Below are 26255 nucleotides of genomic sequence, written 5' to 3' on the forward strand. Positions count from 1 at the left end.
AGCCGGGTTTGCGGTCGCCCTGGCGTGCAGGGTTCCGTCTCCGTCGTTGGCCCGGATGACGCGGGTCCGGTGGTGACCGCGCGGCGTTGTGTCCATTGCCGCGCGCATTCTTCCTGCCGGGCGGATTGCCCGTTTGTACTGCCCCTTCATGACGCGAGCCCCCCGACCTTTTTTGTTGGTACGTCGCATGGTTTGACGACGCATCGTGTCAGGCATCGCGGCAAACTTCAATGAACGGGGCGGGTTTGATGAGCTTTATTCAGGATGCTTGTTGGCCGTCACATCCGATGTGTTACCCGTCATGAGCTTTGTTGAGTTTTGGCCTGCAAGGTGCGTGCAGGCCAGTGCGCATTAGGCGAGTCCGAACGCCTTGCGCAGGTTCGCATCGACGGGGCTTGCAGGCATGAACCGGCGCAGCTTGCTCAGAAGCGAGGCTTCGCCTTTGGGCGTACGGCGCATCTTCCACGCACCCAGGGCGGCATCGACGATTGTGCTGGCAACGCCATCCGGGTCCGGTGCCTTTTGGATGCTCTTTTGAATGGCCTGCGAAACGACACCACGCTCGGCGTCGTAGGCCGCTACCTTGGAAGCTGCGTGGGGCGCATTGGCATCCAGGCTGGTCTTGGTGAATGAGGGCTCGACCAGCGACACGCGAATGCCGAACTTGCGCACCTCGTGATCCAACGTTTCCGACATGCCCTCCACCGCATGCTTGGATGCGGAATACAGGCCCATATACGGCGCCGGCAGAAAACCGAGCACCGAGCTGATGTTGATGATGCGCCCCGAGCGTTGCGCGCGCATGTGCGGCAATACGGCTTGTGTGGTGCGGAGGATGCCGAACACGTTGGTGTCGAACAGCGTCTGTGCTTCGGCAATCGATGTTTCTTCAATCGCGCCGAGCAGCCCCACGCCGGCGCTGTTGACCAGCACATCAATGCGTTTGGCTTGCGCGATGATGGTGTCGATTCCCTGCTGAACCGAGGCTTCATCGCGGATATCCATCTGGACCAGTTCCACACCGGCGATCGGCTGGGTTCGTGCGAGGTTGCGCACGGTGCCGAAGACGCGGCAGCCCTGCAGGGCAAACTTTGCAGCGGTGGCACGGCCGATGCCCGAGGACACGCCGGTAATCACGACAACTTTGGAATTCGACATGGCAGTTTCTTTCTGTATGGGTGAGTGGGACTTGCGGTGAATGGGGTCTTCAGTGCGCGCTCTTGGCTATTGGCTGGCAATGGCGGTTGATGTATCGGGCTGCCAGCCACCGCCCAGCGCCTTGAACGCCGCCACGGCGGCGCGTGCCGATTCGGTTTGCGCTTGCGCGCGGGCGTCCGATGCACGCAACAGGCTTTCGTCGGCTTGCAGCACTTCGATCAGGCTGACGACGCCTTTTTGGTACGCGGCAAACGATGCGTTCCGCGCGCGGCTGAGCGAATCGACGCCTTGCGTGAGCACGGCTGCTTGCTCCTCGCGTTTGACCAGCGCAGAGAACGCGTCTTCCACGTCTTCCGTGGCACGCAGCACGGCGAGCCGGTAGGCAGCCAGCATCTCCGCCTCTTGTCCCTTGGCCTGATCGATCTGCGCGTTGATGCGACCGAAGTCAAACAGACGCCAGCGCAGGCCGAGTACGCCAGCAAACTGACTGGCGCCACTGCCGAACAGGCTGCCGGCGCCCACCGACGTGGCACTGCCCAGCAAGCCGCTGAGCGAGAACTTCGGGTAGTACTCCGCAATGGCAACGCCGATGCGCGCGTTGGAAGCCGCCAGGCGACGTTCAGCAACGATGAGATCCGGCCGGCGCCTCAGCAATTCACCGGGCGATCCGTTGATGGCGATTTGCGGCGCGGCCGGAATGTCAGCGTCTTGTGCAAGCTCCGCCCGGTGCGTACCCGGCAGCGCGCCGAGCATCACGTCCAGCGCGTTCATCGCCGCATCGAGGCCCGTCTCAAGCTGCGGGATGGAAGCGCGCACCTGCGCGAGCGCGCCTTCGGCCTGCCGGACCTGAAGCTCAGCCGCCAGCCCCTTGCCGTAGAGCAGGTTGATGGTGGAGAGCAGTTCCTGCTGTGTCTGTACCTGATGGCGGGCCACTTTCAGGCGCGTCTGCAGGCCGCGGATGGCGATGTAGATATCGGCCGTCTGTGCGGCCACGGCCAGCCGCGTGGCGACGGCGCCCGCCTGCGAGGCCTGGTAATCGGCGAGTGCCGCTTCTCGGCCACGGCGCAGCCCGCCGAATACGTCCAGCTCCCAGCTTGCGTTGGCGTCGGCCTCAAACGCGTTGCCGTAGCGATCAAAGCCGGGCCTTGCATTCAACACGCGGCCTAGAGGCGTTTCAACGGACTGGTATGCACGCGCCGCTTGGCCCGTGACATTGCCGGACGGCAGCAACGCCGCATTGGCCGCACTCAGACCAGCGCGCGCTTGCGTGACGCGGGCGAAGGCCTGGGCGAGGTCCAGGTTCTGTTCCAGTGCGAGTTGGACGAAACGCGTGAGCTGCGGATCACCAAAGCCGGCCCACCATGCGGATAGATCCGCTGCGGCATGGACGGGCCGCTGCTTGACCGACGTCTGACCCAGGAATCGATCGGGAACCGGCGCATCGGGCTTCACATAGTCCGGGCCGACGGCGCACCCGGTGACCAGGCTGGCAACGAGAAGGGCCGCAAGGGAGTGTTTTGGCAACATGGTGACGTCCATCGAAAGATCATTGAAGTTTTGAGTGACTATAGTACAAATTGGTCACAAGTTGTTCAACTATCTCGACTGGCGTAAGCTGGAGCCCATGAAAACCACTCCTTACCCCGTTTCCGCCCGCGGCCCGGCGGACCATGACGTGCGAGACCAGATCGTCGCCGCCGCTACCGAGCACTTCAGCCGCTACGGCTATGAGAAGACCGCCGTGTCCGATCTGGCCAAGGCCATTGGTTTTTCCAAGGCCTACATCTACAAGTTCTTCGAGTCCAAACAGGCCATTGGCGAGATGATCTGCGCCAACTGCCTGCGCGAGATCGAGGCCGACGTGAATGCCGCCCTCGCCGAGGCCGGGTCCCCGCCGGAGAAGCTCCGCCGCATGTTCAAAGCCTTGACGGAGGCCAGTCTTCGGCTGTTTTCCCATGACCGGAAGCTGTACGAAATTGCCGCCTCGGCTGCGACTGAACGGTGGCAGTCGGTGATCGCCTATGAAGGCCGCATCCAGCAACTGCTGCGCGATGTGCTGCAAGAGGGCCGCGAGACCGGAGACTTCGAGCGCAAGACGCCGTTGGACGAAGCCACGGCGGCCATCTACCTGGTCATGCGCCCGTACATGAACCCGTTGCTTTTGCAGTACAGCTTCGACTACACGGAGGTGGCGCCGGGGCTGCTTTCCAGCCTCGTGCTCCGAAGCCTGTCCCCCTGACGCGCAGATTTTTTAATGTGTGACCATTGACTAAATTGGTCACATGAACAAGAATGAAAGCCCAGATCATCCTGTCGATGGGGCTTTCATGCTTTCGCGTCGCTTTATTTCCTCTACCGCTGTCCTTGCGTTGCCGCTGGCGTTGATCGCTTGCGGCGAAAAGGCCCCTACCGACCCGCGCACCGAGGCGCCCTTGGTGCGTGCTGCGTTCGTGCAGCCTGTGGTGTCGGCATCCCGGTCGTTCACGGGTGTCGTGGCTGCCCGGGTGCAGAGCGACCTCGGCTTCCGCGTGCCTGGCAAGGTGCTGGAGCGGCTGGTGGACGCCGGGCAGACCGTCAAGCGCGGGCAGCCGCTCATGCGCATTGACCCGGTTGATCTGAAGCTCGCCGCGCATGCGCAGCAGGAAGCCGTAGCGGCGGCCCGTGCACGCGCGCAGCAGACGGCGGAAGATGAAGCCCGCTACCGCGATCTGCGCGGGACAGGCGCGATTTCTGCCTCCGCCTACGACCAGGCCAAGGCCGCGGCGGACGCAGCAAAAGCGCAATTGAGCGCCGCTGAAGCGCAGGCGGATGTCGCGCGCAACGCCAGCCGTTATGCAGAACTCGTTGCCGACGGCGACGGCGTGGTCATGGAAACGCTGGCCGAGCCGGGCCAGGTCGTCAACGCAGGGCAGGCGGTGGTGCGCCTGGCGCATGCTGGCCGCCGTGAAGCGGTGGTCCAGTTGCCAGAAACGTTGCGCCCCGCCATCGGCTCGGTTGCGCAGGCCACGTTGTTCGGCAAGGAAAGCGACGGCACACCAGCCAAGCTGCGGCAGTTGTCGGATGCCGCCGATCGGCTGACCCGCACGTATGAAGCGCGCTATGTGCTGGATGGCGATCTGGCCAATGCACCGCTGGGCGCCACCGTTACGATTCAGATTCCCGATCGGTTGGCCGCTGCGCCGGGCGATCTGCAGGTGCCCCTGGGCGCAGTGTTCGATGCGGGCAAGGGCCCGGGCGTGTGGGTCATCCAAGGGGAGCCGGCCAAGGTGTCATGGCGCTCCATCAACATCGTGCGCTTGGGTGACGAAGGTGCCCGCATTGCCGGCCAGGTGAAGCAAGGCGACCGCATTGTCGCGCTGGGCGCCCAGCTGCTGCGCGAAGGCCAGCAAGTCCGCGTGGCGGGTCAGGGCGCCAGCACAGCCATCGCGGGGGTGCGACTGTGAGCCAAGGCCGCTTCAACCTATCGGCGCTCGCCGTGCGCGAGCGGGCCGTCACGCTGTTCCTCATCTGCCTGATCTCGCTGGCGGGCCTCATCGCTTTCTTCAAGCTGGGGCGCGCGGAAGACCCGGCATTTACGGTCAAGGTGATGAACATCATCACCGTGTGGCCCGGCGCCACTGCGCAGGAAATGCAGGACCAGGTGGCCGAGAAGATCGAGAAGCGCATGCAGGAGCTGCGCTGGTATGACCGTACGGAAACGTACACGCGCCCCGGTCTCGCATTCACCACGTTGACCCTGCTCGACAGCACGCCGCCGTCGGAAGTGCAGGAAGAGTTCTATCAAGCGCGGAAGAAGGTCGGCGACGAGGCGGGCAACCTGCCATCCGGGGTGATCGGGCCGATCGTCAATGACGAATATTCGGACGTGACTTTTGCGCTGTTTGCACTCAAGGCACAGGGCGAGCCGCAACGTGCGCTGGTGCGCGATGCGGAGACGCTGCGCCAGCGCCTGCTGCACGTGGCCGGCGTGAAGAAGGTCAACATCATCGGCGAGCAGTCGGAGCGTATCTACGTTGAGTTTTCGCATGACCGGCTCGCGACGCTGGGTGTGAGCCCGCAAGACGTGTTTGCCGCGCTCAACAGCCAGAATGCGCTGACGGCCGCCGGCTCGGTGGAGACGAAAGGGCCGCAGGTCTTCATCCGCCTGGACGGCGCATTCGACGAGCTGCAGAAGATTCGTGACACGCCCGTGGTATCGCAGGGCCGTACGTTGAAGCTGTCGGACATCGCCACCGTCAAGCGTGGTTATGAAGATCCGGCCACGTTCATGGTGCGCAATGGTGGGCAGCCTGCCTTGCTGCTGGGCATCGTGATGCGCGAGGGCTGGAATGGGCTGGACTTGGGCAAGGCGCTCGACAAGGAAGTCGGTGCCATCAATGCGGACATGCCACTGGGCATGAGCCTGACCAAGGTGACGGACCAGGCAGTCAACATCGCCGCGTCTGTTGATGAGTTCATGCTCAAGTTCTTTGCCGCGCTGCTGGTGGTGATGCTGGTGAGCTTCGTCAGCATGGGCTGGCGCGCAGGCCTGGTGGTGGCCGCTGCCGTGCCGCTCACGCTTGCCGTTATGTTTGTGGTGATGGCCGCGACAGGCAAGAACTTCGACCGCATCACGCTCGGGTCATTGATCTTGGCGCTGGGCCTGCTGGTGGACGACGCCATCATCGCCATCGAAATGATGGTGGTGAAGATGGAAGAGGGCTACAGCCGCGTGGCCGCTTCGGCCTATGCGTGGAGCCACACTGCCGCGCCCATGTTGTCGGGCACGCTGGTAACGGCCGTCGGCTTCATGCCTAACGGCTTCGCGCGCTCCACTGCGGGTGAATACACCAGCAACATGTTCTGGATCGTGGGCATTGCGCTGATTGCGTCGTGGGTGGTGGCGGTGGTGTTCACGCCGTACCTGGGCGTGAAGATGCTGCCCGACTTCAAAAAGGTCGAAGGCGGCCACGATGCGATTTACAACACGCCGCGCTACAACCGCTTCCGCCAGTTGCTCAGCCGCGTGATTGCACGCAAATGGCTGGTCGCGGGTGCGGTGGTGGGCCTCTTCGCCCTGGCGATTGCGGGCATGGCGGTGGTCAAGAAGCAGTTCTTCCCGATCTCGGATCGCCCCGAAGTGCTGGTCGAGGTGCAGATGCCTTACGGCACGTCGATCAACCAGACCGACGCGGCCACTGCCAAGCTCGAAGCCTGGCTCGCCAAGCAGAAGGAAGCCAAGATCGTGACGGCCTACATCGGCCAAGGTGCGCCGCGCTTCTATCTCGCGATGGGGCCGGAGTTGCCGGACCCGTCGTTCGCCAAGATCGTGATCCGCACCGACAGCCAGGAAGAGCGCGACGCGTTGAAGCTGCGCCTGCGCCACGCGGTGGCCGATGGTCTGGCCCCCGAGGCGCGCGTGCGGGTGACGCAGCTCGTGTTCGGCCCGTATTCGCCGTTCCCGGTGGCTTACCGCGTGTCCGGTCCAGATGCGGAAACGCTGCGCCGCATCGCCGCCGATGTTCAGCACGTCATGGATGCCAGTTCGATGATGCGCACCGTTAACACCGACTGGGGCACACGCGTCCCCACGCTGCACTTCACCTTGCAGCAAGACCGCCTGCAAGCCGTGGGGCTGACCTCCAGCGCTGTCGCGCAGCAACTGCAATTCCTGCTGAGCGGCATTCCAGTGACGGCGGTGCGCGAAGACATTCGCACCGTGCAGGTGACCGCGCGTTCCGCTGGCGACGTTCGGCTCGACCCCGCCAAGATCGGCGATTTCACGCTGGCCGGCGCCAATGGGCAACGCATCCCGCTCTCGCAGGTCGGCAAGATCGACGTGCGCATGGAAGAGCCCATCATCCGCCGGCGTGACCGCATGCCCACCATCACGGTGCGCGGCGATATTGCGGATGGTCTGCAGCCGCCCGATGTGTCGACCGCCATCAGCAAGCAGCTTCAGCCCATCATCGAGAAGCTCCCTGCCGGATACCGCATCGACCAAGCGGGCTCCATTGAAGAGTCGGGCAAGGCGACGAAGGCCATGCTGCCGCTGTTCCCGATCATGCTGGCCGTCACGCTGGTGATCCTCATCTTCCAGGTGCGGTCGATTCCGGCGATGGTCATGGTGTTCCTGACCAGCCCCCTCGGCCTGATTGGCGTGGTGCCCACGTTGATCCTGTTCGGGCAGCCGTTCGGCATCAATGCGCTGGTCGGGCTGATTGCGCTGTCGGGCATCCTGATGCGCAACACGCTCATCCTGATCGGGCAGATTCAGCACAACAAGGACGAAGGGCTGGACCCGTTCCGGGCCGTGGTGGAAGCCACCGTGCAGCGTGCGCGACCGGTGATCCTCACCGCGCTGGCCGCCATCCTGGCCTTTATCCCGCTAACGCATTCGGTGTTCTGGGGTGCGCTCGCCTACACGCTCATCGGCGGCACGTTTGCTGGGACGATCCTCACCCTGGTGTTCCTGCCGGCCATGTATTCCATCTGGTTCCGGATCCGCCCCGTCAGCGTGAGCGATACGCAGCGCGATCGGCATGAGACCGCGCAGCCTGCTGGGCAACTGCTGCCTGAGTGAGTTTTTACCCGCCTGCCCACGTTACCTCCGTTCTCTCTCGACCTTTGGGCAGGCGTTTTTCTTCCCGACTGGGCGTTGTGCGTGGCATGGGTGTACAGGCACATGGTGTTGACGAAATGTCAGTAATTGACGTATCGTCAGAAATATGAAGCCTGCCGAAGAAAATCACCTCCTGCTGCGCGAAGGTCGCAAGATCGTCGAAGCGCTGGGCAAGACGCTCGCGCCGCTGGTGGAGGTCGTGCTGCACGACCTGACCGACGCCGACCATTCCGTCGTCGCCATCGCCAACAATCTGTCGGGCCGACAGGTGGGCGACGCTGCCACCGAGATGGGCCTGGCACGCATGGCCGACCCGGCTTTCCCGGAAGTCATCGAGAACTACGCCAACCGCTTTCCCGACGGGCGGCCCGCCAAGAGCACGTCGATCGGCCTGAAGAACAGCCGTGGCGACTACGTGGCCGCCATCTGCCTGAACATGGATGTCTCCATGTTGAGCGCCGTGACCACGGGCCTCACGCAATTGATGCGCGTGGATGTGGCTGCGCCGCCGGTGCCCGAATCCCTTGCGCCACGCCGCGTGGAAGACGTGCGCACCGCCCTCGAACACTTTGCCGCCGCACGCAACACCACCCCCATGGCGATGACGCTCGACCAGCGCCGCGAAGCCATGCGCGAGCTGGCCGCCAGTGGCCTGCTGAACCTGCGCCGTGCGTTGTCGGAAGTCGCGCAAACGCTGGGCGTGGCGCGCTCCACCGTCTACACCTACCTCCCTGAAAACACCCCAACCTGAGTCCTGCCATGAGCTTGCCGATTTCCTACGACGACGTTGTTGCCGCCCACGCGCGCCTGCAAGGTGTGGCCCACAAGACGCCGGTGCTGACGTCCGCCACCGCCAACGCCATGACGGGCGCCGAGCTGTTCTTCAAGGCCGAGAGCTTCCAGCGCATGGGCGCGTTCAAGTTCCGCGGCGCGTACAACGCGCTGTCGCAGTTCTCGCCGGAGCAGCGCAAGGCGGGCGTGATCACGTTCTCGTCGGGCAACCATGCGCAGGGGATTGCGCTGTCGGCCAAGTTGCTCGGCATGCGTGCCGTCATCGTCATGCCCAAGGACGCGCCCGTCCTCAAGGTAGAAGCCACGCGCGGCTATGGCGGCGAGGTGGTGTTCTACGACCGCTATACCGAAGACCGCGAAGCCATCGGCCGCAAGTTGGCCGAAGAGCAGGGCCTCACGCTGATCCCGCCGTACGACCACCCGCACGTGATGGCCGGCCAGGGCACGGCCGCCAAGGAGTTGATCGAAGAGGTTGGCCAGTTGGACGTGGTGCTCGCCCCGCTGGGCGGTGGCGGTCTGCTCTCCGGTACCGCCACGGCGGTGCGTGGGCTGAACCCGGCATGCAAGATCATCGGTGTCGAACCCGAGGCCGGCAACGACGGCCAGCAGAGCTTCCGCAAGGGCGAGATCGTCCACATCGACACGCCCAAGACGATCGCCGACGGTGCGCAGACGCAGCATCTGGGCAACTACACGTTTGCCGTGATCCGCGAACTGGTCGACGACATCATCACCGTAAGCGATGCGGAACTGGTCAGCACCATGCAGTTCTTCGCTGGCCGCATGAAGGCGGTGGTCGAGCCTACGGGCTGCCTGGCGGCGGCCGCTGCGCTGACTGGCAAGGTGGATGTGCGCGGCAAGCGTGTCGGCGTGATCATCTCGGGCGGCAATGTGGACCTGCAACTGTTCGCCAAGCTGGTATTGGGTGCCGCATGAGCGAAGCGCGCTACTTGAACGCGCCCGACCTGCGCCCGCCTGCCGGTCACTACTCGCACGCGGCGTGCGCCAATGGTTTCGTGTTCGTGGCGGGGCAGATTCCCGTAACGCCCACGGGCGAGAAGCTCGTCGACGCGCCGTTTGAGGTGCAGGTGCGGCAGGTGCTGGCCAATGTCGACGCCGTGCTCGCTGCGGCCGGCACCGACCGTTCGCGCTTGGTGCAGGTGCGCGTGTACGTGACCGACATGGAAACCCACTGGCCCGCATTCGATGCGCTCTACCGCGCGTGGATCGGTGACCTGCGCCCCGCGCGTGCCGTGGTGCCCGTTCCGACGTTGCACTACGGCCTGGCGGTCGAGATCGAGGCGACGGCGCTCGCACGCTGACGCAAACGCTTGGGGTTGATGCGTGTCACACAAGGTGCCGCGCGGGTGCATGCGCGGCTACCGGTCGGTTGGTCGTTGTTGCAGAATGGATGCAGTTCCCTGCCAGGGCATGCGCCCGGCTTCCAACAACACAACATCGCGCCCATGAGCCAACCCTCGCGGCAACTCACGCAGGAAGATGTACCCATCGGGCAGCCGTTGCCCTTTGCACTGGCCGATGGCGTGGGCCGCCTGCTGTTGCCAGCTGGCACCGTTGTGCCGGTCGCGGAAGACGCCCGGCTGCTGTTTCACCACGGCCCCGTGCTGGCCGCCGACCCCTCCGGCGATGCCGCGGCCGGCCCGTCGCCCGTGCCGCCGGAAGGCAAACCGCGCCTGGGCGCAACCGGTCTGTCGATCGGCACGGTCCTGCAGGTACAGGAGAAATCCGCGCCGCTGCGCGCCGCGCTGCCTTGCCGCCTGATCGGCTATATCGAAGGCGAGGCGATTTTCATCACCCAACCTGCCGATACCAAGCGCACGCTGCGGCCAGAGGCGCGTGATGTGTTGTTGCTGCGCGGTTTCTCTGGGCGTGCGGTGGTCAGCATGCTGTGCAGCGTGGTGTCGACCGGTCAGTTTCCCGCGCCGTATGTCGTGCTGGCCATGCCCACCAAGGTGCACAAGGTGCAACTGCGCAAAGCGAAGCGCGTGCAGGTGCGCATTGGCGCCACGATGCGTGCGGAAGACGAAACGTCGTCTGGCGCCAACCGTGTTGCCGTTATCCGAGACATCTGCCTGAACGGTGCGCTGGTGCAGAGTGTCGATGCGTCGTTCCACCCTGGGGATCGACTGTGCCTCGATTTCAGCGCCTACGTGGATGGGCAGCAGGAGGACTTCTCCATCACGGGGCGGGTTGCCAGCGGCTCGCCGGCGCTGGGCATGACGACCTCGGCGTTTCCGTCATTCGGGGTGGAGTTTTCGCTGTCGAAAGAGCAGACCGCGCGGCTGTCGCGCTTGATCATCGAGCGGCTGGACGAGTAGCGCGTAAACGTGGCCTACGCCTCGCTTGCCAGCATGGTTTCGAGCAGCCATGCGCCCGCCTGGCCCAGCGTGCGTTTGCGTGACCACACCGCGTCCACCAGCACATGGCGTGGCCAGCCGCATGCACGCACCTCGTGCAGGCGATCTGCGGCGAAGTGGTCGACCAGCCAGCGCGGCAGCTCTGTCCAGCCGAAACCCAGCACGGCCATTTCCAGCAGCATCAGATAGCTCGGTGCGGACCACCGGCGCAAGCCGCACGCAGGTGTCCCATCTGTTCGTGGCCCAGCCGGGTCGACGAAGGTATTCAGCTTCAGTTCGCGCGCTTCGCGTAGTGCCGCGTGCGGGACTTCCTTGCTGCCGTATCGCGCCAGCGGATGCTGCCGCCCGACGAACAGGCCGATCTCCGAGCGCTCGGCGATGGTTGCCGCGCCAATGTCGGGCGGATATGCCGACTGCGCTGCCACCAGGCCCAACTGCGCGCGGCCCTGCTGAATGATGTCGACCACGTCTTCGTGCTCCGCGATCAGGCACTCGAGTTCCAGATCGGGAAAGCGCTGCTCCAGCGCGGCAAGCGTCTGCTCATAGCGATCGGACTGGTAGGTGTCGGACACCACCAGCGTCAGGCGCGCTTCCAGGCCGCCGGCCATTTGCGCGGCCAGGCGGTCCATGTGTTCGCTGGCATCGAGCACCCGGCGCACCTGCGTGAGCATGGCGCGGCCGGCTTCCGTCAGCGTCGGCTGCCGACTGCTGCGGTCGAACAGCGTCAGGCCGAGGTCAATTTCGAGGTTGCCGATGGCCTCGCTGATGGTCGATTGCCGCTTGCCTAGCTTGCGCGCGGCGGCAGAAAACGAACCCAGTGTGGCGGCCTCGGCAAAGGCCAGCAGCGCTTCGGGGGAGTGGCGCATTCGTTGCTCCATGTATCAGCAGAAGGGTTCAATATATCGGAAAAACCGATGCTAACGAACTGGTTAGATGCGCTTCTGCCGATGAAAATGACGCCCATTCATCGGAGTGTTGTCATGCAAATCCCCCGCAAAACCCCCCTCGAGCGCGTCTTTCATGCGCTGAGCTTTGAGTTGCTCGCCACCGTGCTCTGTGCCCCGCTGTTCAGTCGGATCATGGGTGTGTCGCTCGCGCACATGGGCGCGCTCACGCTCATGTTTGCCGGCGTGGCGATGGTGTGGAACATGGTCTTCAACACGCTTTTCGAGCGCGTGGAGCATCGTTACAAGCTGTCGCGCACACTGATCGTGCGGGTGGTGCATGCCTGCCTGTTCGAGGGCGGCCTAGTGGTGATGCTGGTGCCGCTGGGTGCGTGGTGGCTGAACGTGAGCCTGTGGGAAGCCTTCGTGCTGGACATCGGCATCATGCTGTTCTTCCTGCCGTACACGTTCTTCTTCAACCTGGCGTATGACACGCTGCGCGCCCGCTGGATGGCACGACGCGCGCTGGCTTGATCCGGAGATTGGCCTAGGGCAAAAGGGCCAGCGCGCGGGCAAGCGCGCTTTCTATAATTCAAATCCCTTTTTTCACGTCACGACGGGCGCACTGGCCACGAGCCGCTGCGCCCGTATGCCTTCATGTCGCCTCTTGCCGCCGTGCCTTTGCCCCGGGCACCCGTGCTGCGCCAGTGTTATGTGGCCGCCTGCGCGGGCGATGCCGTGGGTGTCATGGACGTGCTGCGCGACGTCTCGGGCGCCGACCATGCCGCCACGATGGTCCGCTGGCGTGTCGACGAGCGTTGGCATTGGGCGGCGTCACGTGGCGCACGCATGCTCGACATCCTGTGGCGTGGAGCACGCGGCAAGAGTGTGGCTGCGTGGCCCATGGCGGATGGGGAAGTGCGTGGCTCGGTGTGGTTGGATTACCGCACACGGGGCGTGCCCCTGTCGTCGCAACGGCATGCTGCGACGCTGGCGCTGTTACCGCATCTTGCCCAGGCATTGCCGCTGTGCTGGCAGCGCATGGCCGCCCATATGGGCACGGCGCCCGTGCAGCCGGCCAGCCTCTGGCTGACAGACGCATTCCACCTGACCCCGCGCGAGGCCGATGTGGCAGAACTCCTGGCGCGCGGGTCCGACCCCGCCTGTATTGCCCGCACGCTGGGCATCTCGCTCGATACAGTGCGCACGCACCTCAAGCATGTGTATCGCAAGACGAACACGCACAGCCAGTGCGACGTGGTGCGGTTGATGCTGGCGCTCGCTGCGCGCCGCTGATTCACGCCGTGGCCATCTTTGGCGGCTCAACGGTGGGTGTGCCTTCTTTGAAGAGGGTTTGCAGTTGCGCGCGCAACTCGGGCGAATCGGTGTGCTTGTGCACGGAAACAGCATGCTGCACGGCGGCTTCGAGCAACTCGGCATCGCTGTCGGCGCTGATGGCGACGGAACAGTTGGTGTCGCTGGGGAAGGCGCGGCAATCGATATAGCGGCGGCCCATGACGGTACTCCCGGAATGAGGGGCGCGCGGCGGAAGAATCCCGGCTGCGCGTACCGTCGTTATAGGCCTGCGGGGCTGCGATGGCGTCACCCAGATGGGGTAGGACGCAGGGGGGGCGGCGAGCTTTCAGTCGAGAAAAACGTACTGCGCCAGATACGGGCTGCGGCCTTCCTGGCCCTCTACCGCGCAAGGCTGCGTGGGCGCGATGCCGCCGTGGGTCTGCAGCCGTTGCACGTAGCGCACGGTGCTGAGCCACCCGGTGCTGCCTGCGCTGGTGGCTTGCAACAACAGCAGCGGTATGGCGCCGCCTTCTGCAGTGTTGGCGCTTTGCTGCAGAACCTTTCCGGTGATGCGGCTGCCGTCTGCTGCCTCCCAGCTTGGGCCGGCACCATGTTTGATCACGAGCTTGCCGGCTGCGTCATACAGATCCGCCTGCGGTGCCTTGAAAGCCCACGCCAGCGGCTTGTCGCCATCGCGCTTGCAAACGTAGATCTGCACGCCGGTTGCGGACAGTGCTGCGACGGTGTGGTGGGCGTCCGCCGGCTGTAGCGTGTCTGGCACGGTTTGCGCGAAGGCGGCCTGCGTTGCTGTCCAGGCCAATGCAACCATGGCGGCAGAAAGGATCGGTCGATGCGGTGAGCGTGGGCGGAGATGCATGGAGGCTCCTCGGGCGGAGTGGGACGGCGGGATGCGAGATACGCGAACGCATTTAGCCGACGACTTTAGCACCACGCTCCTTCAACAATTCGCGCAGCACCGAGCGGTGGCAATGCGCCTCGTCTTCGCAATAGCAGCCGATCGACAAGTTCGTCTGGTGCGACAGCGCGGCCAGCATGTCGAGCACGCGGGCAGCGTCGCCATCGCGCATTTCAGTACGGAAGTGACGCACGAAGGTTTGCCAGCCCTTTTCGTCGTGCTCGGCTTGCGCGGCCTGCGCTTGCTTGACGAGTTCGGGTGTGGGAGACAGCAGCGGCATCCACACGTCGTAGAAATCGCGGCTGGCGAATGCTTCCTTGGGCACGCCGCGCGGCGGGCGCCGCACGGTGCCGATGCGCAGGCCTTCATCGGGTTGGCGTGGCTCGCCGAGCCGGACGATGCGTAGTGCCATGAGGTGCCTCCGTGCGGATGCTGCTCGTTGTACTTCGGGCTTACGAACCCTGCCGGCTTTGCACCGTCGGGAAGAACAGGTCCTTCCACGACGCCGGCTTGTTCTTGAGCGTGCCCACGCGCTGCATGAACTCAGCATAGTGTGCCACCCCCACCGGCGTGGTCGTGAAGCGCGAGTCCGGATCGTCGAGGATCTTCTTCACCTCGTCTGGCGAACTCTTCACCTTCGATTGCGCGATGTAGATTTGCGCGGCCTTCGTCTTGTCCTTGGCGATGAGCGCGTTGGCTTCATCCAGCGCCGCCACGAATGCGGCCGACAGCTTCGGGTTGGCGTCGTAGAACTTCTTGGTCGTGTACGTCATGTCCAGCGTGATGTTGCCGAGTACGTCTACCGTGTTGAACACGCGGTGCAGGCCGGGTGCGGCGGCCTCGGTGTAGGAGAACGGCGGGGATGCCATGTGGCTGTTGATTTGGCTGCCGCCGGCCAGCATGACGGCGGTGGCGTCCGGGTGCGGCAGCGGGACGGTGATCGGGTCGAGCTTGTTGAACTGCTTGTCGCCGAAGGTTTTGGCGGCGGCCATTTGCAGCACGACGGCGGGCAGCGAGGTCTTGATGCCGGGGACGGCGATGCGGTCCTTGTCGGAGAAGTCGGCCAGCGTCTTCACGTTGGGGTTGCGGGTCATCAGGTACATCGATGACGAGCTGAGCGACGACAGGCCGCGGACTTCCATGGCGCTGCCGCGGGTTTTGTCCCACAGCGTGAGGAAGCCCGGTACGCCGAGGGAGGCGATGTCCAATGCGCCGGAGAGCATGGCGTCGTTGATGACGTTGCCGCCGTCGAGGATGCGGTAGCTGACTTTCACGTCACCGAGGCCAGCTGCCTTGGCTTGCTTCTCCAGCAGGTGCTCGCTGGCCATGACCATGATGGGCAGGTAGAGGATGCCGTAGCCGTGGGAGATGCGGACTTCTTTGGCTTCTGCGTGAGCGGTGGTGATGGCGCCTGCGCTGAGGGAGGCTGCCAGTGTGGCGGCCATGGTCACGCGGAGGATGGTGCGGCGGGGTTGTTGCATCTGTTGTCTCCTTGTTGTTTGTTGGTGGTGCATTCGGGGTTTCGTCCCCTGCCGGGGCCGACTCACTTTCTTTGTCTTGCCAAAGAAAGTAAGCAAAGAAAGGCGCGCCCGAGATGGCGAAAGACTCCTTGAATTTCCGTAACCGGGCGGAGACGGGGAAAACTCGCTTCGCTCAAACAGTTCCCCGTCTTTTTTCCGCCCGCTTACAAAAATTCAAGGCGCCATCAAGGGCAGGAACGTCAACGGCCAAACCATCACGGCGCATGTGTGGGCGCCGTGATGGTGGTGGCTTAGTTCTGCATGCCCCAGCGTTTGATGGTGCGGGCCTCCAGCGTGCGGAACACCAGGTTCTCCACCAGCAGGCCGATGATGATGACGGTGAGCAGGCCGGCGAATACTTCGGGGATCTGGAGCTGGTTCTTGTTTTCGTAGATGTACCAGCCTAGGCCGCCCTGGCCGGAGCTGACGCCAAACACCAGTTCCGATGCGATCAACGTGCGCCATGCGAATGCCCAGCCGATCTTCAGGCCGGTGAGGATGGAGGGGAACGCGGCCGGGATCAGGATCTTGGTCAGGTACCCCATCCCCGAGAGCCCGTAGTTGCGGCCGACCATGCGCAGCGTGTTCGAGACCGAGAGGAAGCCTGCGTGCGTGTTGAGCGATACGGCCCACACCACCGAGTGCACGATCACGAAGATCAGGCTACCGTTGCCCAGGCCGAACCACACCAGTGCAATCGGCAGCAGGGCGATGGCGGGCAGGGGGTTGAACATGGCGGTGAGCGTTTCCAGGAAGTCCTGGCCGAGCCGGTTGCTGATGCCGAGCACCACCAGTGCGCATGACAGCGCCAGGCCCAATGCATAGCCGGCAAGCAATGTCTCCATGGAGGTGCCGATGCGCGCGAACAGCGTGCCGCTGGCGAGGCCTGCCCAGAGGGCTTGCACGGTGTCGGAGAAGGTCGGCAGCAGCAGCGGGTTGTCGAGCCAGCGTGCGCCGCCTTCCCAGATGAGGGCGAGCGCGATGAGGATGACCAGCTTGCGCAGCCATACCTGTTCGTACAAACGCTCGGCAATCGATAGCGGTTTTTCCACCACGCCGATGCGCTCGAACGCGACGGGCGTGTTGTAGACGGGCGCGCGTTCGCTGACGTTGGTGGTGGGCATGGAAAGGGTTTCAGTCTGCATGGGTTTCCTCCACCGCGCGGGCGAACAGCATGTCGTGGATTTCGGCTTCGAGGGCCTTGAAGCGCTCGGGGTCTTCGTCGCCGCGCGTGAGGCTTGGCAGTTCGGCGCGCACCTGGCCGGGGTGCGGCGAGAGGATCAGGATGCGGCTGCCGCAGCGGATCGCTTCTGGAATCGAGTGCGTGACGAACAGGACCGTGAAGCGCGTCTCGTCCCACAGTTGCAGCAGTTCGTCCTGCATCTTGCGGCGCGTGAGTGCGTCGAGCGCAGCAAACGGCTCGTCCATCAGCAGCACGTCGGGCTCCATCGCCATGCCGCGGGCGATGGCCACGCGTTGCTTCATCCCGCCAGAGAGCATGTGCGGGTGGTGGTCGGCAAATTTGGTGAGGTTCACCTTGTTGATGTAGTGCAGCGCGCGTTCTTCGGCTTCGCGCGCACCGAGCTTGCCGGTGGCGAGCAGCGGAAACAGCACGTTCTCTTTCACCGTCTTCCACGGCAGGAGCTGGTCGAACTCCTGGAACACCATCATGCGATCCGGCCCGGGCTTGGTGACCGGCTGACCCTTCAAGCGGATCTCGCCTTCAGTGGGCGTGAGGTAGCCGCCGATGGCTTTGAGCAACGTCGATTTGCCGCAGCCTGATGGGCCGAGCAGGATATAGCGCTCGCCGGGGTAGACCTGGAAGTCGACGCGATAGGTTGCTGTGACCAGATGCTGGCGTGTCTTGTACTGCAGCGTCACGCCGCGTACGTCCAGCAACGGCGGTGAGGTTGCCTGCATGGTGTTGTCTCCTGTGTGTGTCTTGTAGGTATGGGTGTCCAGAGCCGAAGGGCGCTAGCGGATGTCGACGTGGTACCGGAAATGCGCCGCTGCGCCGCGCGAGCGCCGCCATTCGAGCGGTACGCGGTCGTAACCGCGCGCGATGCGTTCAATGACCATCACGGGGTCACCGGGCTGGATGCGCAGCAGGCGCGCGTAGGTGGCGTTAACGGCCTCGGCGGTGAGCGTTTCTTCGGCGCTCGCGATGATCTGGCCGCAGTGCGATTCGTACAGCGGGTAGAGCAGGTCGCCAAATTCGCTCAGGTCGAGCGTGGCGAGGTCGGCAAAGCGGTCGTGCGGCAGCCAGATTTCTTCGGCCAGCATGGGCTCGCCATCCAGCAGGCGCAGACGCGTCAGGCGAATGACCGGCGCGCCGGTCTCGATCTGCAGGCCGGCAGCGGGCGCGGACGGCGCATCGAGCACATCGCGCTTGAGGATGCGGCTCTCGGGAATGCGGCGCTCGCCGCTTTCGGTCTGAAAGCGGAAGAAGCGGAACAAGGAACTGGCAAAGCTGGCCCGCCGCACAAAGGTGCCACGCCCTTGAAAGCGCTCCAGCAGGCCTTCAGCCACGAGGACGTCCACCGCCTTACGGACGGTGCCAACGGCCACGTTGTACGTCTTGGCCAGCTCGGCTTCGGTGGGGATGGCGTCACCGGGGCGCCAGTGCTGCTGGGCGATCTGCGCGGCCAGGTCGTCGCGCAGTTGCTGGTAGCGGGGCAGGCGGAGATCGGCGGGCATGGTGTGCAGGGTAGTCAACTATTCATCTATATGACTGACCATTGTAGGGAGCTTGGGGGCGGCGGGCATTAGAGGAAAACCCGCGCCCAGAGATCAGACAGCGAACGTGCAACCGATATGGATGCGCGAAAAGCTTCGTTGTGATGTGGGAAGGCCTATCCAATACTAGGCTCCGCCCATGCTCTGGGCGCTTGCTGACTGTCCACCTTTGCGGAACGCCTGATGCCATCCAACGCCCTTTCTCCCAAGTCGCGCCGACAGGCGTTGAAACAGCTTGCAGCGCTTGCCGCAATGGGCAGCACGGGGCTCGGTCTGGTGGGCTGCTCGCGTGGCGACGGGCCGCAGGATGCCAAGGTTGCCGGCGGCCCCGCCGTCATCAAGAAGGCGGGCGACAAGGTCACGTTCAAGTATCCCGATAACCCGGCCTTCGACCTGATCTACCTGGCGGACCAGCTCGGCTATTTCGAAGGCACCAACACGCGGCCCAACTACATCGGCAAGGTGGCGGCGCCGCAAATCATTCCACTGGTGGGTACGGGTGAGATCGACTTCGGCTCGCGCATGGTGCCGTTGGTCATCTCCGCATATGCCAGCGGCGCCGATATCAAGGTGGTGGCCGCCGGCGGCAAGACGCTGGAAGAGGCGCCGCACATGAAGTACTTCGTGCGCAAGGATTCCGGCATCCGCCAGCCGAAGGACCTGGAAGGCAAGACCATCGGTTTCAACAGCTTTGGCGCGTGCGCGGAGTTTGTGACCAAGACCTTCCTGCGACAGAAGGGCGTGGACGTCAACAAGATCAACTTCGTGGTCATTCCCGACGACCAGGCCGAACAGACGCTGGTGTCGGGCAACACCGATCTGGCGATCATCCACGCGCCATTCTCCGGACGTGCCGATCACGCCAATAGCCTCGTGCGGTTGTGGAGCGACTACGACCTCGACGGCGGCCTGGGTGGCATGGCGCCGTACAGCGCGCACGGCAAGTTCATCCGCGAACAACCGGAAGCCGTGCGTGACGTGGTGACGGCATTGGCCAAGGCCGGGAACTGGGTCAACGCCAATCCGGAGGATGCGCGCAAGCTGGTCTCGCAGCGCATCAAGCTGGAGCTGCCGTTTGTCGATCGCTTCGCTTACGTAGATGACCTGGTTATCACCGAGCCGCCCATTCAGTACTACATCGACGTGCTGGAGCGCGAAGGCAAGCTGGCCAAGGGCAAGGTGGCCGCACGCGACATCTACACCAATCAGTTCAATCCGTACGCCAAGGCCTGAAGGACACGACGATGAGCAGCAAGATCGTGGCCCGCGGCGTGCGCATGGATTACACCGTGCGCAACGATGCCGGGCAGACGGAAGATGTGGCCGTCTTGCGGGATTTCGATTTGGACATTCGCGAGGGCGAGTTCCTCTCGGTGCTCGGGCCATCGGGCTGCGGCAAGTCGACTTTCCTGAGCATCCTGGCCGGACTCACGGAGCGCACCGGCGGCAGCATCCGCATTGATGGCCAGGCGCTCGCGGGTATCAACCCGCAGCAGGGCGTGGTGTTCCAGGGGTATGCGCTGTTTCCATGGCGCACCGTGCTGGAGAACATCGAAGTCGGGCTGGAGATTCGCGGCGTGCCCAAAGCGGAGCGCCGCCGCATCGCGCAGGAGCATCTGGAGCTGGTGGGCCTGACGGGTGCGGGTGCCCGCTATCCGCATGAAATTTCGGGCGGCATGAAGCAGCGTGTGGCGATTGCGCGCTCACTTGCCTACAAGCCCGACGTGCTGCTGATGGACGAACCGTTTGCCGCGCTCGACGCGCAAACGCGCGAGATCCTGCAGGGCGAGCTGCTGCGTATCTGGGAGCAATACCGCAAGACCATCGTCTTCATCACGCATAGCCTGGACGAAGCCATCTTCCTGTCAGACCGCATTGCGGTGATGACGCGCCGGCCCGGCACCGTCAAGCAGATCCTGGAGGTGCCGCTGCCACGCCCGCGCCTGCCGGAGCTGCGCAACTCCGAGGCCTTCGTCGCCTTGCGCCAGCAGGCGTGGGACATCCTCAAGGACGAAGTGCAGTTTGCCAGCACGAGCGCAGCGCCACGGCCGCTTGGGGTCACTGCTGACCCACGCGAGCGCGCCGAAGGCGACGCCGTACACCGTCCTGATCGGCACGATGCCGTCGGCCAGGCGGTCGTGCCGGAGGCCGCACGATGAGCACGCGCAAGCTTGCTGTCCGGCTGGGCGACCACGCATGGGGCTTGGCCGGTGTGGTGGGGTTTCTGCTGCTATGGGAACTCGTGCCGCGTCTGGGCATCGTGAGCGATGCCTACCTGAGCCCGCCGTCGCAGGTGGCCGAGGCTATCTGGCAACTGGCGCATAGCGGAGCGCTGCTCAAGCACGTGGCCGCGAGCCTGCAGCGCTCACTGTGGGGGCTGCTGCTGGCAATCGGGCTGGGCGTGACGCTTGGCTTGCTGATGGGCTGGTTCACGCGCTTCGAGGCGATTGTCGATCCGATCCTCCAGCTGTTCCGGCAGACCTCGGCGTTTGCGCTGTTTCCGGTGTTCATCCTCTTTTTGGGCATTGGCGAGCTGTCGAAGGTGGCGATCATCTTCTGGGCGTCTTTCTGGCCGGTGCTGCTGAGCACGATCGGCGGCGTGCGCCAGGTCGACAAGCTGCTGATCCACTCGGCCCGCTCGATGGGAGCGTCGAACCTGTTCGTGTTCCGCAAGGTGGTGTTGCCGGCCGCTACGCCGTCGATCTTCACCGGCATCCGCCTCGCAGGCACGTATTGCGTGACCGCGCTGGTGGCGGCGGAGATGATCGGCGCGCATTCCGGGCTGGGGTTCCTGACGCTGAATTCGCAGGAGGTGTTCCAGATCCCGACGATGTATGCGGGCATCCTGCTGCTTGCCCTGCTGGGGCTGGCGTTGAACACCATCCTGGCGTCCATCGAACGTCGCCTGACCCGCTGGCGCAAGGGTCTGACGCTCAATGCCTGAAGACGGTCAGGCATTGCGGGGCCCCGTGTCGCCGCTCGCGCCGGCATGGCGCAAGCCGCTGGCGGGGGCGCTGGGGATTGCCGTGGCGGGCGCGCTGGCATGGTTCGGTGTGCCTCACCTCGCCGCCTACGTACCGCATTGGCCCGAGCGTTGGCCGACCCGCGTGCAGGCCTGGTGGGCCCACCATCAGCCGGAACCCGACTGGACGGCGTTGCCGCTCGGCCCCGTGCTGCGTGAAGCCCAACGCAACGGTGAACTGGCAGTGGCCGTACGCGCCTATGCACGGCCCGCCCCGCCCGGTGTGCCGACCCCGCTTGAGCCCGACAACTTTGACGCCGAACTCGCGCACACGCTGGCACAGCACCTGCAACTCAAGCTGCGGCTGGTCAACCTGTCGGCGCAGGGCCAGCTTCCCCGCGGTGCCCGTGTCGACCTGATTCTGGCCGGAGCACAAGCGGTGCCGGCAGGGTGGCAGACCGTGCCGACGGCGTACACCGGTGGACGGGGCGCGCTGGTGGTGTTGCGCAATACCCCGTATCGCGCTGCCACGGATCTGCGCGCACACACGGTCTGCGTTGCGCAGGGCAGCCCTTATGCGAGTGGATTGGCCGCGCGTTACGGCGCCGAGCCCCTCCTCTATCCCTCGGCGATTCGCGCCATCTGGGGGTTCCTCTCCGGCGATTGCCAGGCACTGGCTGACGATGCCCAGGTATTGCAGCGGCTCATGCAATTGCCCGAATGGCGCTTCTACCGCACGCTGGACAACGACATCGCCCCGGACAATGCCACCGCCCAGATCGCCTTGCGCGGTGATGACCCCGTCTCGGCGGAGTACGTGGACCGCACGGTGCGTTTCTGGAAGACCGGCGGTCCGCTGACGCATGCGCGTGAGCAGCGCGCCGGAGACATCGCCTTCGAGGTGGGCCAGTTGCAGGATGGACTGGTCTGCCACAACTAGTCCGCTGAATCATTGAAATGGGAGGTGAAGGACATGCCATGCGGGATGCAGCGCTAGGCGCAAAGCGCAGCAATAGCTGGCTATTGCGAGCATTTGCAACGACGCGATGCGCCCGCATGGCGTGGCAGGCACCGACCAATTTCAGTGATTCAGTGGACTAGGCCTGCGGGATCATCCGCAGCGCCAGTCAGTGGCGATGGTCAAACCGGCGCGCCAGCCGTTCGCCGCCGAATTGCACGACCGTCACCAGTGCGATGAGGATGGCGATTACGTTGAACATGACCGCGGTTTCGTAACGCTCGTAGCCATAACGGATGGCCAGATCGCCCAGGCCGCCCGCACCCACGGCACCGGCCATGGCCGATGCGCCGATCATGGCGATGACTGTGACGGTGGCGCCGCCGATGAGCGCTGGCAGCGCTTCCGGCAACAGTACGTGGCGCACGATGTGCCAGCGGCGGCAGCCCATGGCGCGTGCCGCTTCCACCAGACCGCGATCCACCTCATTGAGCCCGACCTGCGAGACGCGCGCAAAGAAGGGGATCAGGTGCGCGCTCAACGGCACCACGGCGGCCCAGGTGCCCATGGTCGTGCCGACAATGAGGCGGGTCACGGGCAGCATCGCCACCAGCAGGATGATGAAGGGGATGGAGCGGAAGGTATTGACCAGCACCGACAGCGCGCGGTGCAGGCGTGGCCGGGGCCGCAAGCCGCCCGGCGCCGATGTGGTGAGCACGATGGCCAGCGCAAGCCCGACGATGAACACCACCAGGCATGCGCTGCTGACCATCAACAGCGTTTCGCCGAATGCGCGTGTGTATTTTTCAAGCATGGACGTAAGCGCGATCCGACGGATCGGCCAGGTTGGCCAAATTGGCAGCACTGGGTTTGGCGGGCGTGATGTCCGAGCGCTGGCCCGAGCGCTGGCGCAGCGGACGCAGCAGCGCCAGCGTGGCTTCTGCATGCGGATCGGCAAACACCTGGCCGACCGTGCCGTGCTCCACCACGCGGCCGTGATCGAGCACCAGCACACGATCGCAGGCATCGCGGATCACCGCCATGTCATGCGTCACCAGCACCACGGTCAGCCCCAGGCGGTGGTTGATGTCACCCAGCAGCGCGAGAATCTGTTCGGTGGTTTCCGGGTCCAGCGCGGAGGTGGCCTCGTCACACAGCAAGATCTCGGGACGATGCACCAGCGCACGGGCAATGCCGACACGCTGTTTTTGCCCGCCCGACAGCTTGGCCGGATACACGTGTGCCTTCTCCGACAGGCCGACCAGCGCAAGCAGCTCCGTCACGCGCGATGCGATGGCCTCGCGCGGCACGCCGGCCACGCGAAGCGGCAGCGCAACGTTTTCAAACACGGTCTTGGCCGACAGCAGGTTGAAGTGCTGGAAGATCATGCCGACACGGCGGCGTAGTGCGACCAAGCCATCTTCATCCAGCAGGCCGACATCCACGTCATCGATCTGCACCGTGCCCGCATCGGGGCGCTCCAGCATGTTGATCGTGCGCAACAGCGTGGACTTGCCCGCGCCGCTGCGGCCGATGATGCCGAACACCTCGCCGCGCGCGATGCTGAATGAGATGGCGTCCAGTGCAAGCGTGCTCGCACCGGGGTAGGTCTTGCTGACGCGTTCGAAGGTGATATGCGGCGCAGGGCTTGGTATTGCACTGAGGTGGGACACGATCGGTTGCCTCAGAACGCCGGGATCACCGAGCCCTGGTACTTGCTCAGGATGAACTGGCGCACCTCTTCAGACTGATACGCCTTCACCAGCGGCGCCACCCACGGCGCGCTCTTGTCCTGCTCTCGCACCACGATGACGTTGACGTACGGGTTGCGTTCCTTCTTCTCCACCGCAATGCCGTCGCGTGTGGCAATCAGCCCGGCCTGGTAGGCGAACGTGTTGACGATGGCCGCTGTGTCCACGTCGGGCAGCGAGCGCGCGAGCACTACCGAGGCACTTTCCACCCACTCCAGCTTTTTCGGATTGGCCGTCACGTCGGCCAGCGTGGCGGTGCCCGTAAAGGGGTCGAAGCCATCACGCAGTTTGATCAGGCCGTGATCGCGCAGGATGACGAGCGCGCGCGTCTGGTTGCTCGGGTCGTTGGGCAGGCCGATGCGGGCACCGGCCGGCAGGGCTTCGAGCGACTTGTATTTGCGCGAATAGAAGGCGATGGGCGAGATGAGCGTGTTGCCCACCGTCACCAGCTTGTAGCCGCGCTGCTTGATCTGGTCGCGCAGGAAGGGAATGTGCTGGAAGGCGTTGGCGTCGAGGTCGCCGTTATTGAGTGCCTCGTTTGGGCTGGCCGTGCCGGTGATGACGATGGGCTGGACCTTCAGGCCCTGCTTTTCGGCCACGCGAGTCACTACCTCCCAGATTTCTTCGTCAACGCCGCCGCGCACGCCCACCTTGATCGGTTTGTCGGCAGCGAATACCGAGCCAGTGCACACGGTCAGGACGGTCGTGGCAGCCAACAGGGCACGGAAAAAATGGCGTCGTTTCATGAGTGTGGACTCGCATGTTGTGAAAGCGTGGCGCCAGTCTAGAAGCGGCGCGCCTTGCCGGTCCAAGAACAAAACCGAAGTAGCAAATTCGCGGCTCATGCACTGCCGCCGCCGTTTTGATTCCGCATATCGAAGCAACGATTGCTTCGTTGGAGCAGCATGGCGTGGCCGGTATGGTGAGCGCTTGTCCAAAAAGCGGAGACCCCTCGTGAGCGACACGCAGGTACCGCGGCAACTGCACCTGAACGTCAACATCCTGCACGCGGGGTTTGTGCCGTCAGCCTGGCGATTGGCCGAGAGCGGCCCACACGCCTTCGTTGACGTGCAGCACTACGTGAACGTCGCGCGAATCGCCGAGTCCGCCAAGTTCGATGCGGTGTTCCTGGCCGACAACGCGGCCATCGTGGACCAGATCCACTTTCGGCCCATCACCGCGCTGGAGCCGACCGTGCTGCTCGCCAGCATCGCAGCGGCCACCACGCATATCGGCCTGATCGGCACCGCCTCCACCAGCTACAACGAGCCGTACAACATCGCCCGGCGCTTCGCCACGCTCGATCATGTGAGCGGTGGCCGCGCGGGGTGGAATGTTGTCACCACGGCCGATTTGCCGTCGGCGCGCAACTTTGGCCGCGATGCGGTGCCCGACCACGCAGAGCGTTACGCGCGTGCTGATGAATTCACCAGCGTGGTCAAGGCCCTCTGGAACAGTTGGGAAGACGATGCGTTTGTCGGCGACAAGGCCAGCGGAAGTTTTGTCGATACGAGCAAGGTGCAGCCCATTGCGCATCGCGGTGAGTTCTTTCGTGTGCAGGGGCCGCTGAACCTGCCGCGCTCGCCGCAGGGGCACGCGGTGCTCGTGCAGGCGGGCGGCTCTGCTGATGGTCGAGAGCTGGCCGCTCGCCATGCCGAGGCCGTGTTCTCGGCATCGCAAGGGTTTGAAGAGGCCTTGGCCTATGCGCGCGGGCTCAAGGCGCGTGCGCAGGCGCTGGGGCGCGGGTCTGAGGCGATCCGTGTGTTGCCGGGCTTGACGACCATCATCGGGGCGACGCAAGCGCAGGCGCGTGCCCGGCGCGATGAACTGGTCGACCTGATCCCGTGGGACTACAGCCTGACGCGGCTGGCCGGCACGCTCGGTGTGCCGGTGGAACGCTTGCAGCTCGATACGCGTCTGCCGGACGACTTGCCGTTGCCCAACAACGGCAATGGCAATCACACGTTCTTCAACGCCACGCTCGCGTTGGCGCGCAAACAGCAGCTGACGGTGCGCGCGCTGATCCGCGAGCTGGCCGGTGGCGGCGGACACCGCGTGCTGGTGGGCACGCCGGAGCAGATTGCGGACGACATCGAACACTGGTTCCGCCATGGCGCGGCCGACGGCTTCAACCTCATGCCCGATGTGTTGCCCGGCGGGCTGCAGGACTTTGTCGACGGCGTTGTGCCCATCCTGCAGCGGCGCGGACTGTTCCGTACCGAATACGCTGGCCACACCTTGCGGGCGCATTTCGGTTTGGCGCGGCCTGCTTTCGACGCTGCCAATCGCGCGGCAGCATAGCC

At 64.5% G+C, this 26255-nt stretch carries 27 protein-coding genes; 14 read left to right on the plus strand and 13 right to left on the minus strand.

Annotated elements, in window-relative coordinates; genetic code table 11:
- Positions 1-351: 351 nt before the first annotated feature.
- Together ACN9M1_RS25985 and ACN9M1_RS25990 are read right to left on the minus strand one after the other, a co-directional pair.
- On the minus strand, positions 352-1158 hold the full coding sequence (locus ACN9M1_RS25985; RefSeq protein WP_426399739.1) for an oxidoreductase: 807 nt from the start codon (positions 1156-1158) through the stop codon (positions 352-354).
- Positions 1159-1224: 66 nt separating this feature from the next.
- Entirely contained in the window at positions 1225-2685 is a 1461-nt protein-coding gene (locus ACN9M1_RS25990) for an efflux transporter outer membrane subunit (protein WP_426399740.1), read from the minus strand.
- Positions 2686-2782: 97 nt separating this feature from the next.
- Between ACN9M1_RS25990 and ACN9M1_RS25995 the strand changes: the two genes are divergently transcribed.
- The 7 genes from ACN9M1_RS25995 to ACN9M1_RS26025 all read left to right on the plus strand — a co-directional run bounded on the left by ACN9M1_RS25995 (position 2783) and on the right by ACN9M1_RS26025 (position 10890).
- A complete protein-coding gene (locus ACN9M1_RS25995) occupies positions 2783-3397 on the plus strand; it encodes a TetR/AcrR family transcriptional regulator (protein ID WP_426400739.1) in 615 nt (204 codons plus the stop codon).
- An 88-nt stretch (positions 3398-3485) separates the two neighbouring features.
- A complete protein-coding gene (locus ACN9M1_RS26000) occupies positions 3486-4601 on the plus strand; it encodes an efflux RND transporter periplasmic adaptor subunit (protein ID WP_426399741.1) in 1116 nt (371 codons plus the stop codon).
- A complete protein-coding gene (locus ACN9M1_RS26005; protein ID WP_426399742.1) occupies positions 4598-7720 on the plus strand; it encodes an efflux RND transporter permease subunit in 3123 nt (1040 codons plus the stop codon). Before ACN9M1_RS26000 ends, ACN9M1_RS26005 begins: the two co-directional genes overlap by 4 nt.
- Before the next feature lie 145 nt (positions 7721-7865).
- Positions 7866-8510 (plus strand): helix-turn-helix transcriptional regulator, encoded by a 645-nt coding sequence (locus tag ACN9M1_RS26010; protein WP_426399743.1) that lies wholly within the window; start codon positions 7866-7868, stop codon positions 8508-8510.
- Between the two features lie 8 nt (positions 8511-8518).
- A complete protein-coding gene (locus tag ACN9M1_RS26015) occupies positions 8519-9487 on the plus strand; it encodes a threo-3-hydroxy-L-aspartate ammonia-lyase (RefSeq protein ID WP_426399744.1) in 969 nt (322 codons plus the stop codon).
- The gene (locus ACN9M1_RS26020; RefSeq protein ID WP_426399745.1) at positions 9484-9873 is read left to right on the plus strand and encodes a RidA family protein; all 390 of its coding nucleotides are present in this window, start codon (positions 9484-9486) and stop codon (positions 9871-9873) included. The genes ACN9M1_RS26015 and ACN9M1_RS26020 overlap by 4 nt, the downstream gene beginning before the upstream one ends.
- A gap of 144 nt (positions 9874-10017) precedes the next feature.
- Positions 10018-10890 carry a flagellar brake protein gene (locus tag ACN9M1_RS26025; RefSeq protein WP_426399746.1) on the plus strand — a complete coding sequence of 291 codons (873 nt, stop codon included), beginning with the start codon at positions 10018-10020 and terminating at the stop codon, positions 10888-10890.
- Between the two features lie 14 nt (positions 10891-10904).
- Here the strand turns inward: ACN9M1_RS26025 and ACN9M1_RS26030 are convergent, their stop codons facing one another.
- The gene (locus tag ACN9M1_RS26030; RefSeq protein WP_426399747.1) at positions 10905-11795 is read right to left on the minus strand and encodes a LysR family transcriptional regulator; all 891 of its coding nucleotides are present in this window, start codon (positions 11793-11795) and stop codon (positions 10905-10907) included.
- A gap of 114 nt (positions 11796-11909) precedes the next feature.
- Here ACN9M1_RS26030 and ACN9M1_RS26035 point away from each other — a divergent pair, with 114 nt between their 5' ends.
- Positions 11910-12347 carry a multidrug/biocide efflux PACE transporter gene (locus ACN9M1_RS26035; RefSeq protein WP_426399748.1) on the plus strand — a complete coding sequence of 146 codons (438 nt, stop codon included), beginning with the start codon at positions 11910-11912 and terminating at the stop codon, positions 12345-12347.
- A gap of 123 nt (positions 12348-12470) precedes the next feature.
- Positions 12471-13109, plus strand: a complete 639-nt coding sequence (locus tag ACN9M1_RS26040; RefSeq protein ID WP_426399749.1) for a response regulator transcription factor — start codon at positions 12471-12473, stop codon at positions 13107-13109.
- A gap of 1 nt (position 13110) precedes the next feature.
- Here the strand turns inward: ACN9M1_RS26040 and ACN9M1_RS26045 are convergent, their stop codons facing one another.
- From ACN9M1_RS26045 to ACN9M1_RS26075, 7 genes are all read right to left on the minus strand, one after another.
- Entirely contained in the window at positions 13111-13329 is a 219-nt protein-coding gene (locus tag ACN9M1_RS26045) for a DUF1059 domain-containing protein (protein ID WP_426399750.1), read from the minus strand.
- 126 nt (positions 13330-13455) lie between these two features.
- Positions 13456-13986, minus strand: a complete 531-nt coding sequence (locus ACN9M1_RS26050; RefSeq protein WP_426399751.1) for a DUF3455 domain-containing protein — start codon at positions 13984-13986, stop codon at positions 13456-13458.
- Positions 13987-14038: 52 nt separating this feature from the next.
- The gene (locus tag ACN9M1_RS26055; protein WP_426399752.1) at positions 14039-14437 is read right to left on the minus strand and encodes a DUF488 domain-containing protein; all 399 of its coding nucleotides are present in this window, start codon (positions 14435-14437) and stop codon (positions 14039-14041) included.
- Positions 14438-14477: 40 nt separating this feature from the next.
- Positions 14478-15506, minus strand: a complete 1029-nt coding sequence (locus ACN9M1_RS26060) for an ABC transporter substrate-binding protein (RefSeq protein ID WP_426399753.1) — start codon at positions 15504-15506, stop codon at positions 14478-14480.
- A 290-nt stretch (positions 15507-15796) separates the two neighbouring features.
- A complete protein-coding gene (locus tag ACN9M1_RS26065; RefSeq protein WP_426399754.1) occupies positions 15797-16690 on the minus strand; it encodes an ABC transporter permease in 894 nt (297 codons plus the stop codon).
- Positions 16680-17465 carry an ABC transporter ATP-binding protein gene (locus ACN9M1_RS26070; RefSeq protein WP_426399755.1) on the minus strand — a complete coding sequence of 262 codons (786 nt, stop codon included), beginning with the start codon at positions 17463-17465 and terminating at the stop codon, positions 16680-16682. Before ACN9M1_RS26070 ends, ACN9M1_RS26065 begins: the two co-directional genes overlap by 11 nt.
- A gap of 54 nt (positions 17466-17519) precedes the next feature.
- Positions 17520-18242, minus strand: coding sequence for a GntR family transcriptional regulator (locus tag ACN9M1_RS26075; protein ID WP_426399756.1), 723 nt, complete (start codon positions 18240-18242; stop codon positions 17520-17522).
- A gap of 222 nt (positions 18243-18464) precedes the next feature.
- On the opposite strand from ACN9M1_RS26075, the gene ACN9M1_RS26080 reads away from it, so the two are divergent.
- From ACN9M1_RS26080 to ACN9M1_RS26095, 4 genes are read left to right on the plus strand one after another with little or no spacing between them, the layout of a single operon-like run.
- Positions 18465-19514, plus strand: a complete 1050-nt coding sequence (locus ACN9M1_RS26080; RefSeq protein ID WP_426399757.1) for an ABC transporter substrate-binding protein — start codon at positions 18465-18467, stop codon at positions 19512-19514.
- An 11-nt stretch (positions 19515-19525) separates the two neighbouring features.
- Positions 19526-20440 (plus strand): ABC transporter ATP-binding protein, encoded by a 915-nt coding sequence (locus tag ACN9M1_RS26085; RefSeq protein ID WP_426399758.1) that lies wholly within the window; start codon positions 19526-19528, stop codon positions 20438-20440.
- Positions 20437-21225, plus strand: a complete 789-nt coding sequence (locus tag ACN9M1_RS26090; RefSeq protein ID WP_426399759.1) for an ABC transporter permease — start codon at positions 20437-20439, stop codon at positions 21223-21225. The genes ACN9M1_RS26085 and ACN9M1_RS26090 overlap by 4 nt, the downstream gene beginning before the upstream one ends.
- On the plus strand, positions 21218-22183 hold the full coding sequence (locus ACN9M1_RS26095) for an ABC transporter substrate-binding protein (RefSeq protein ID WP_426399760.1): 966 nt from the start codon (positions 21218-21220) through the stop codon (positions 22181-22183). Before ACN9M1_RS26090 ends, ACN9M1_RS26095 begins: the two co-directional genes overlap by 8 nt.
- A 187-nt stretch (positions 22184-22370) precedes the next feature.
- Here the strand turns inward: ACN9M1_RS26095 and ACN9M1_RS26100 are convergent, their stop codons facing one another.
- Genes ACN9M1_RS26100 through ACN9M1_RS26110 form a run of 3 tightly spaced genes read right to left on the minus strand, consistent with a single transcriptional unit; the run spans position 22371 to position 24698 of the window.
- Positions 22371-23015 carry a methionine ABC transporter permease gene (locus tag ACN9M1_RS26100; RefSeq protein ID WP_426399761.1) on the minus strand — a complete coding sequence of 215 codons (645 nt, stop codon included), beginning with the start codon at positions 23013-23015 and terminating at the stop codon, positions 22371-22373.
- Entirely contained in the window at positions 23008-23889 is an 882-nt protein-coding gene (locus tag ACN9M1_RS26105) for a methionine ABC transporter ATP-binding protein (RefSeq protein WP_426400740.1), read from the minus strand. The genes ACN9M1_RS26100 and ACN9M1_RS26105 overlap by 8 nt, the downstream gene beginning before the upstream one ends.
- Complete coding sequence (locus tag ACN9M1_RS26110) at positions 23886-24698, minus strand: MetQ/NlpA family ABC transporter substrate-binding protein (protein ID WP_426399762.1); 813 nt, start codon at positions 24696-24698, stop codon at positions 23886-23888. Before ACN9M1_RS26110 ends, ACN9M1_RS26105 begins: the two co-directional genes overlap by 4 nt.
- A gap of 208 nt (positions 24699-24906) precedes the next feature.
- Between ACN9M1_RS26110 and ACN9M1_RS26115 the strand changes: the two genes are divergently transcribed.
- On the plus strand, positions 24907-26253 hold the full coding sequence (locus ACN9M1_RS26115; RefSeq protein ID WP_426399763.1) for an LLM class flavin-dependent oxidoreductase: 1347 nt from the start codon (positions 24907-24909) through the stop codon (positions 26251-26253).
- Positions 26254-26255 lie beyond the last annotated feature (2 nt).

The sequence above is a fragment of the Ralstonia sp. R-29 genome, assembly GCF_049913345.1.
Taxonomy (GTDB): domain Bacteria; phylum Pseudomonadota; class Gammaproteobacteria; order Burkholderiales; family Burkholderiaceae; genus Ralstonia.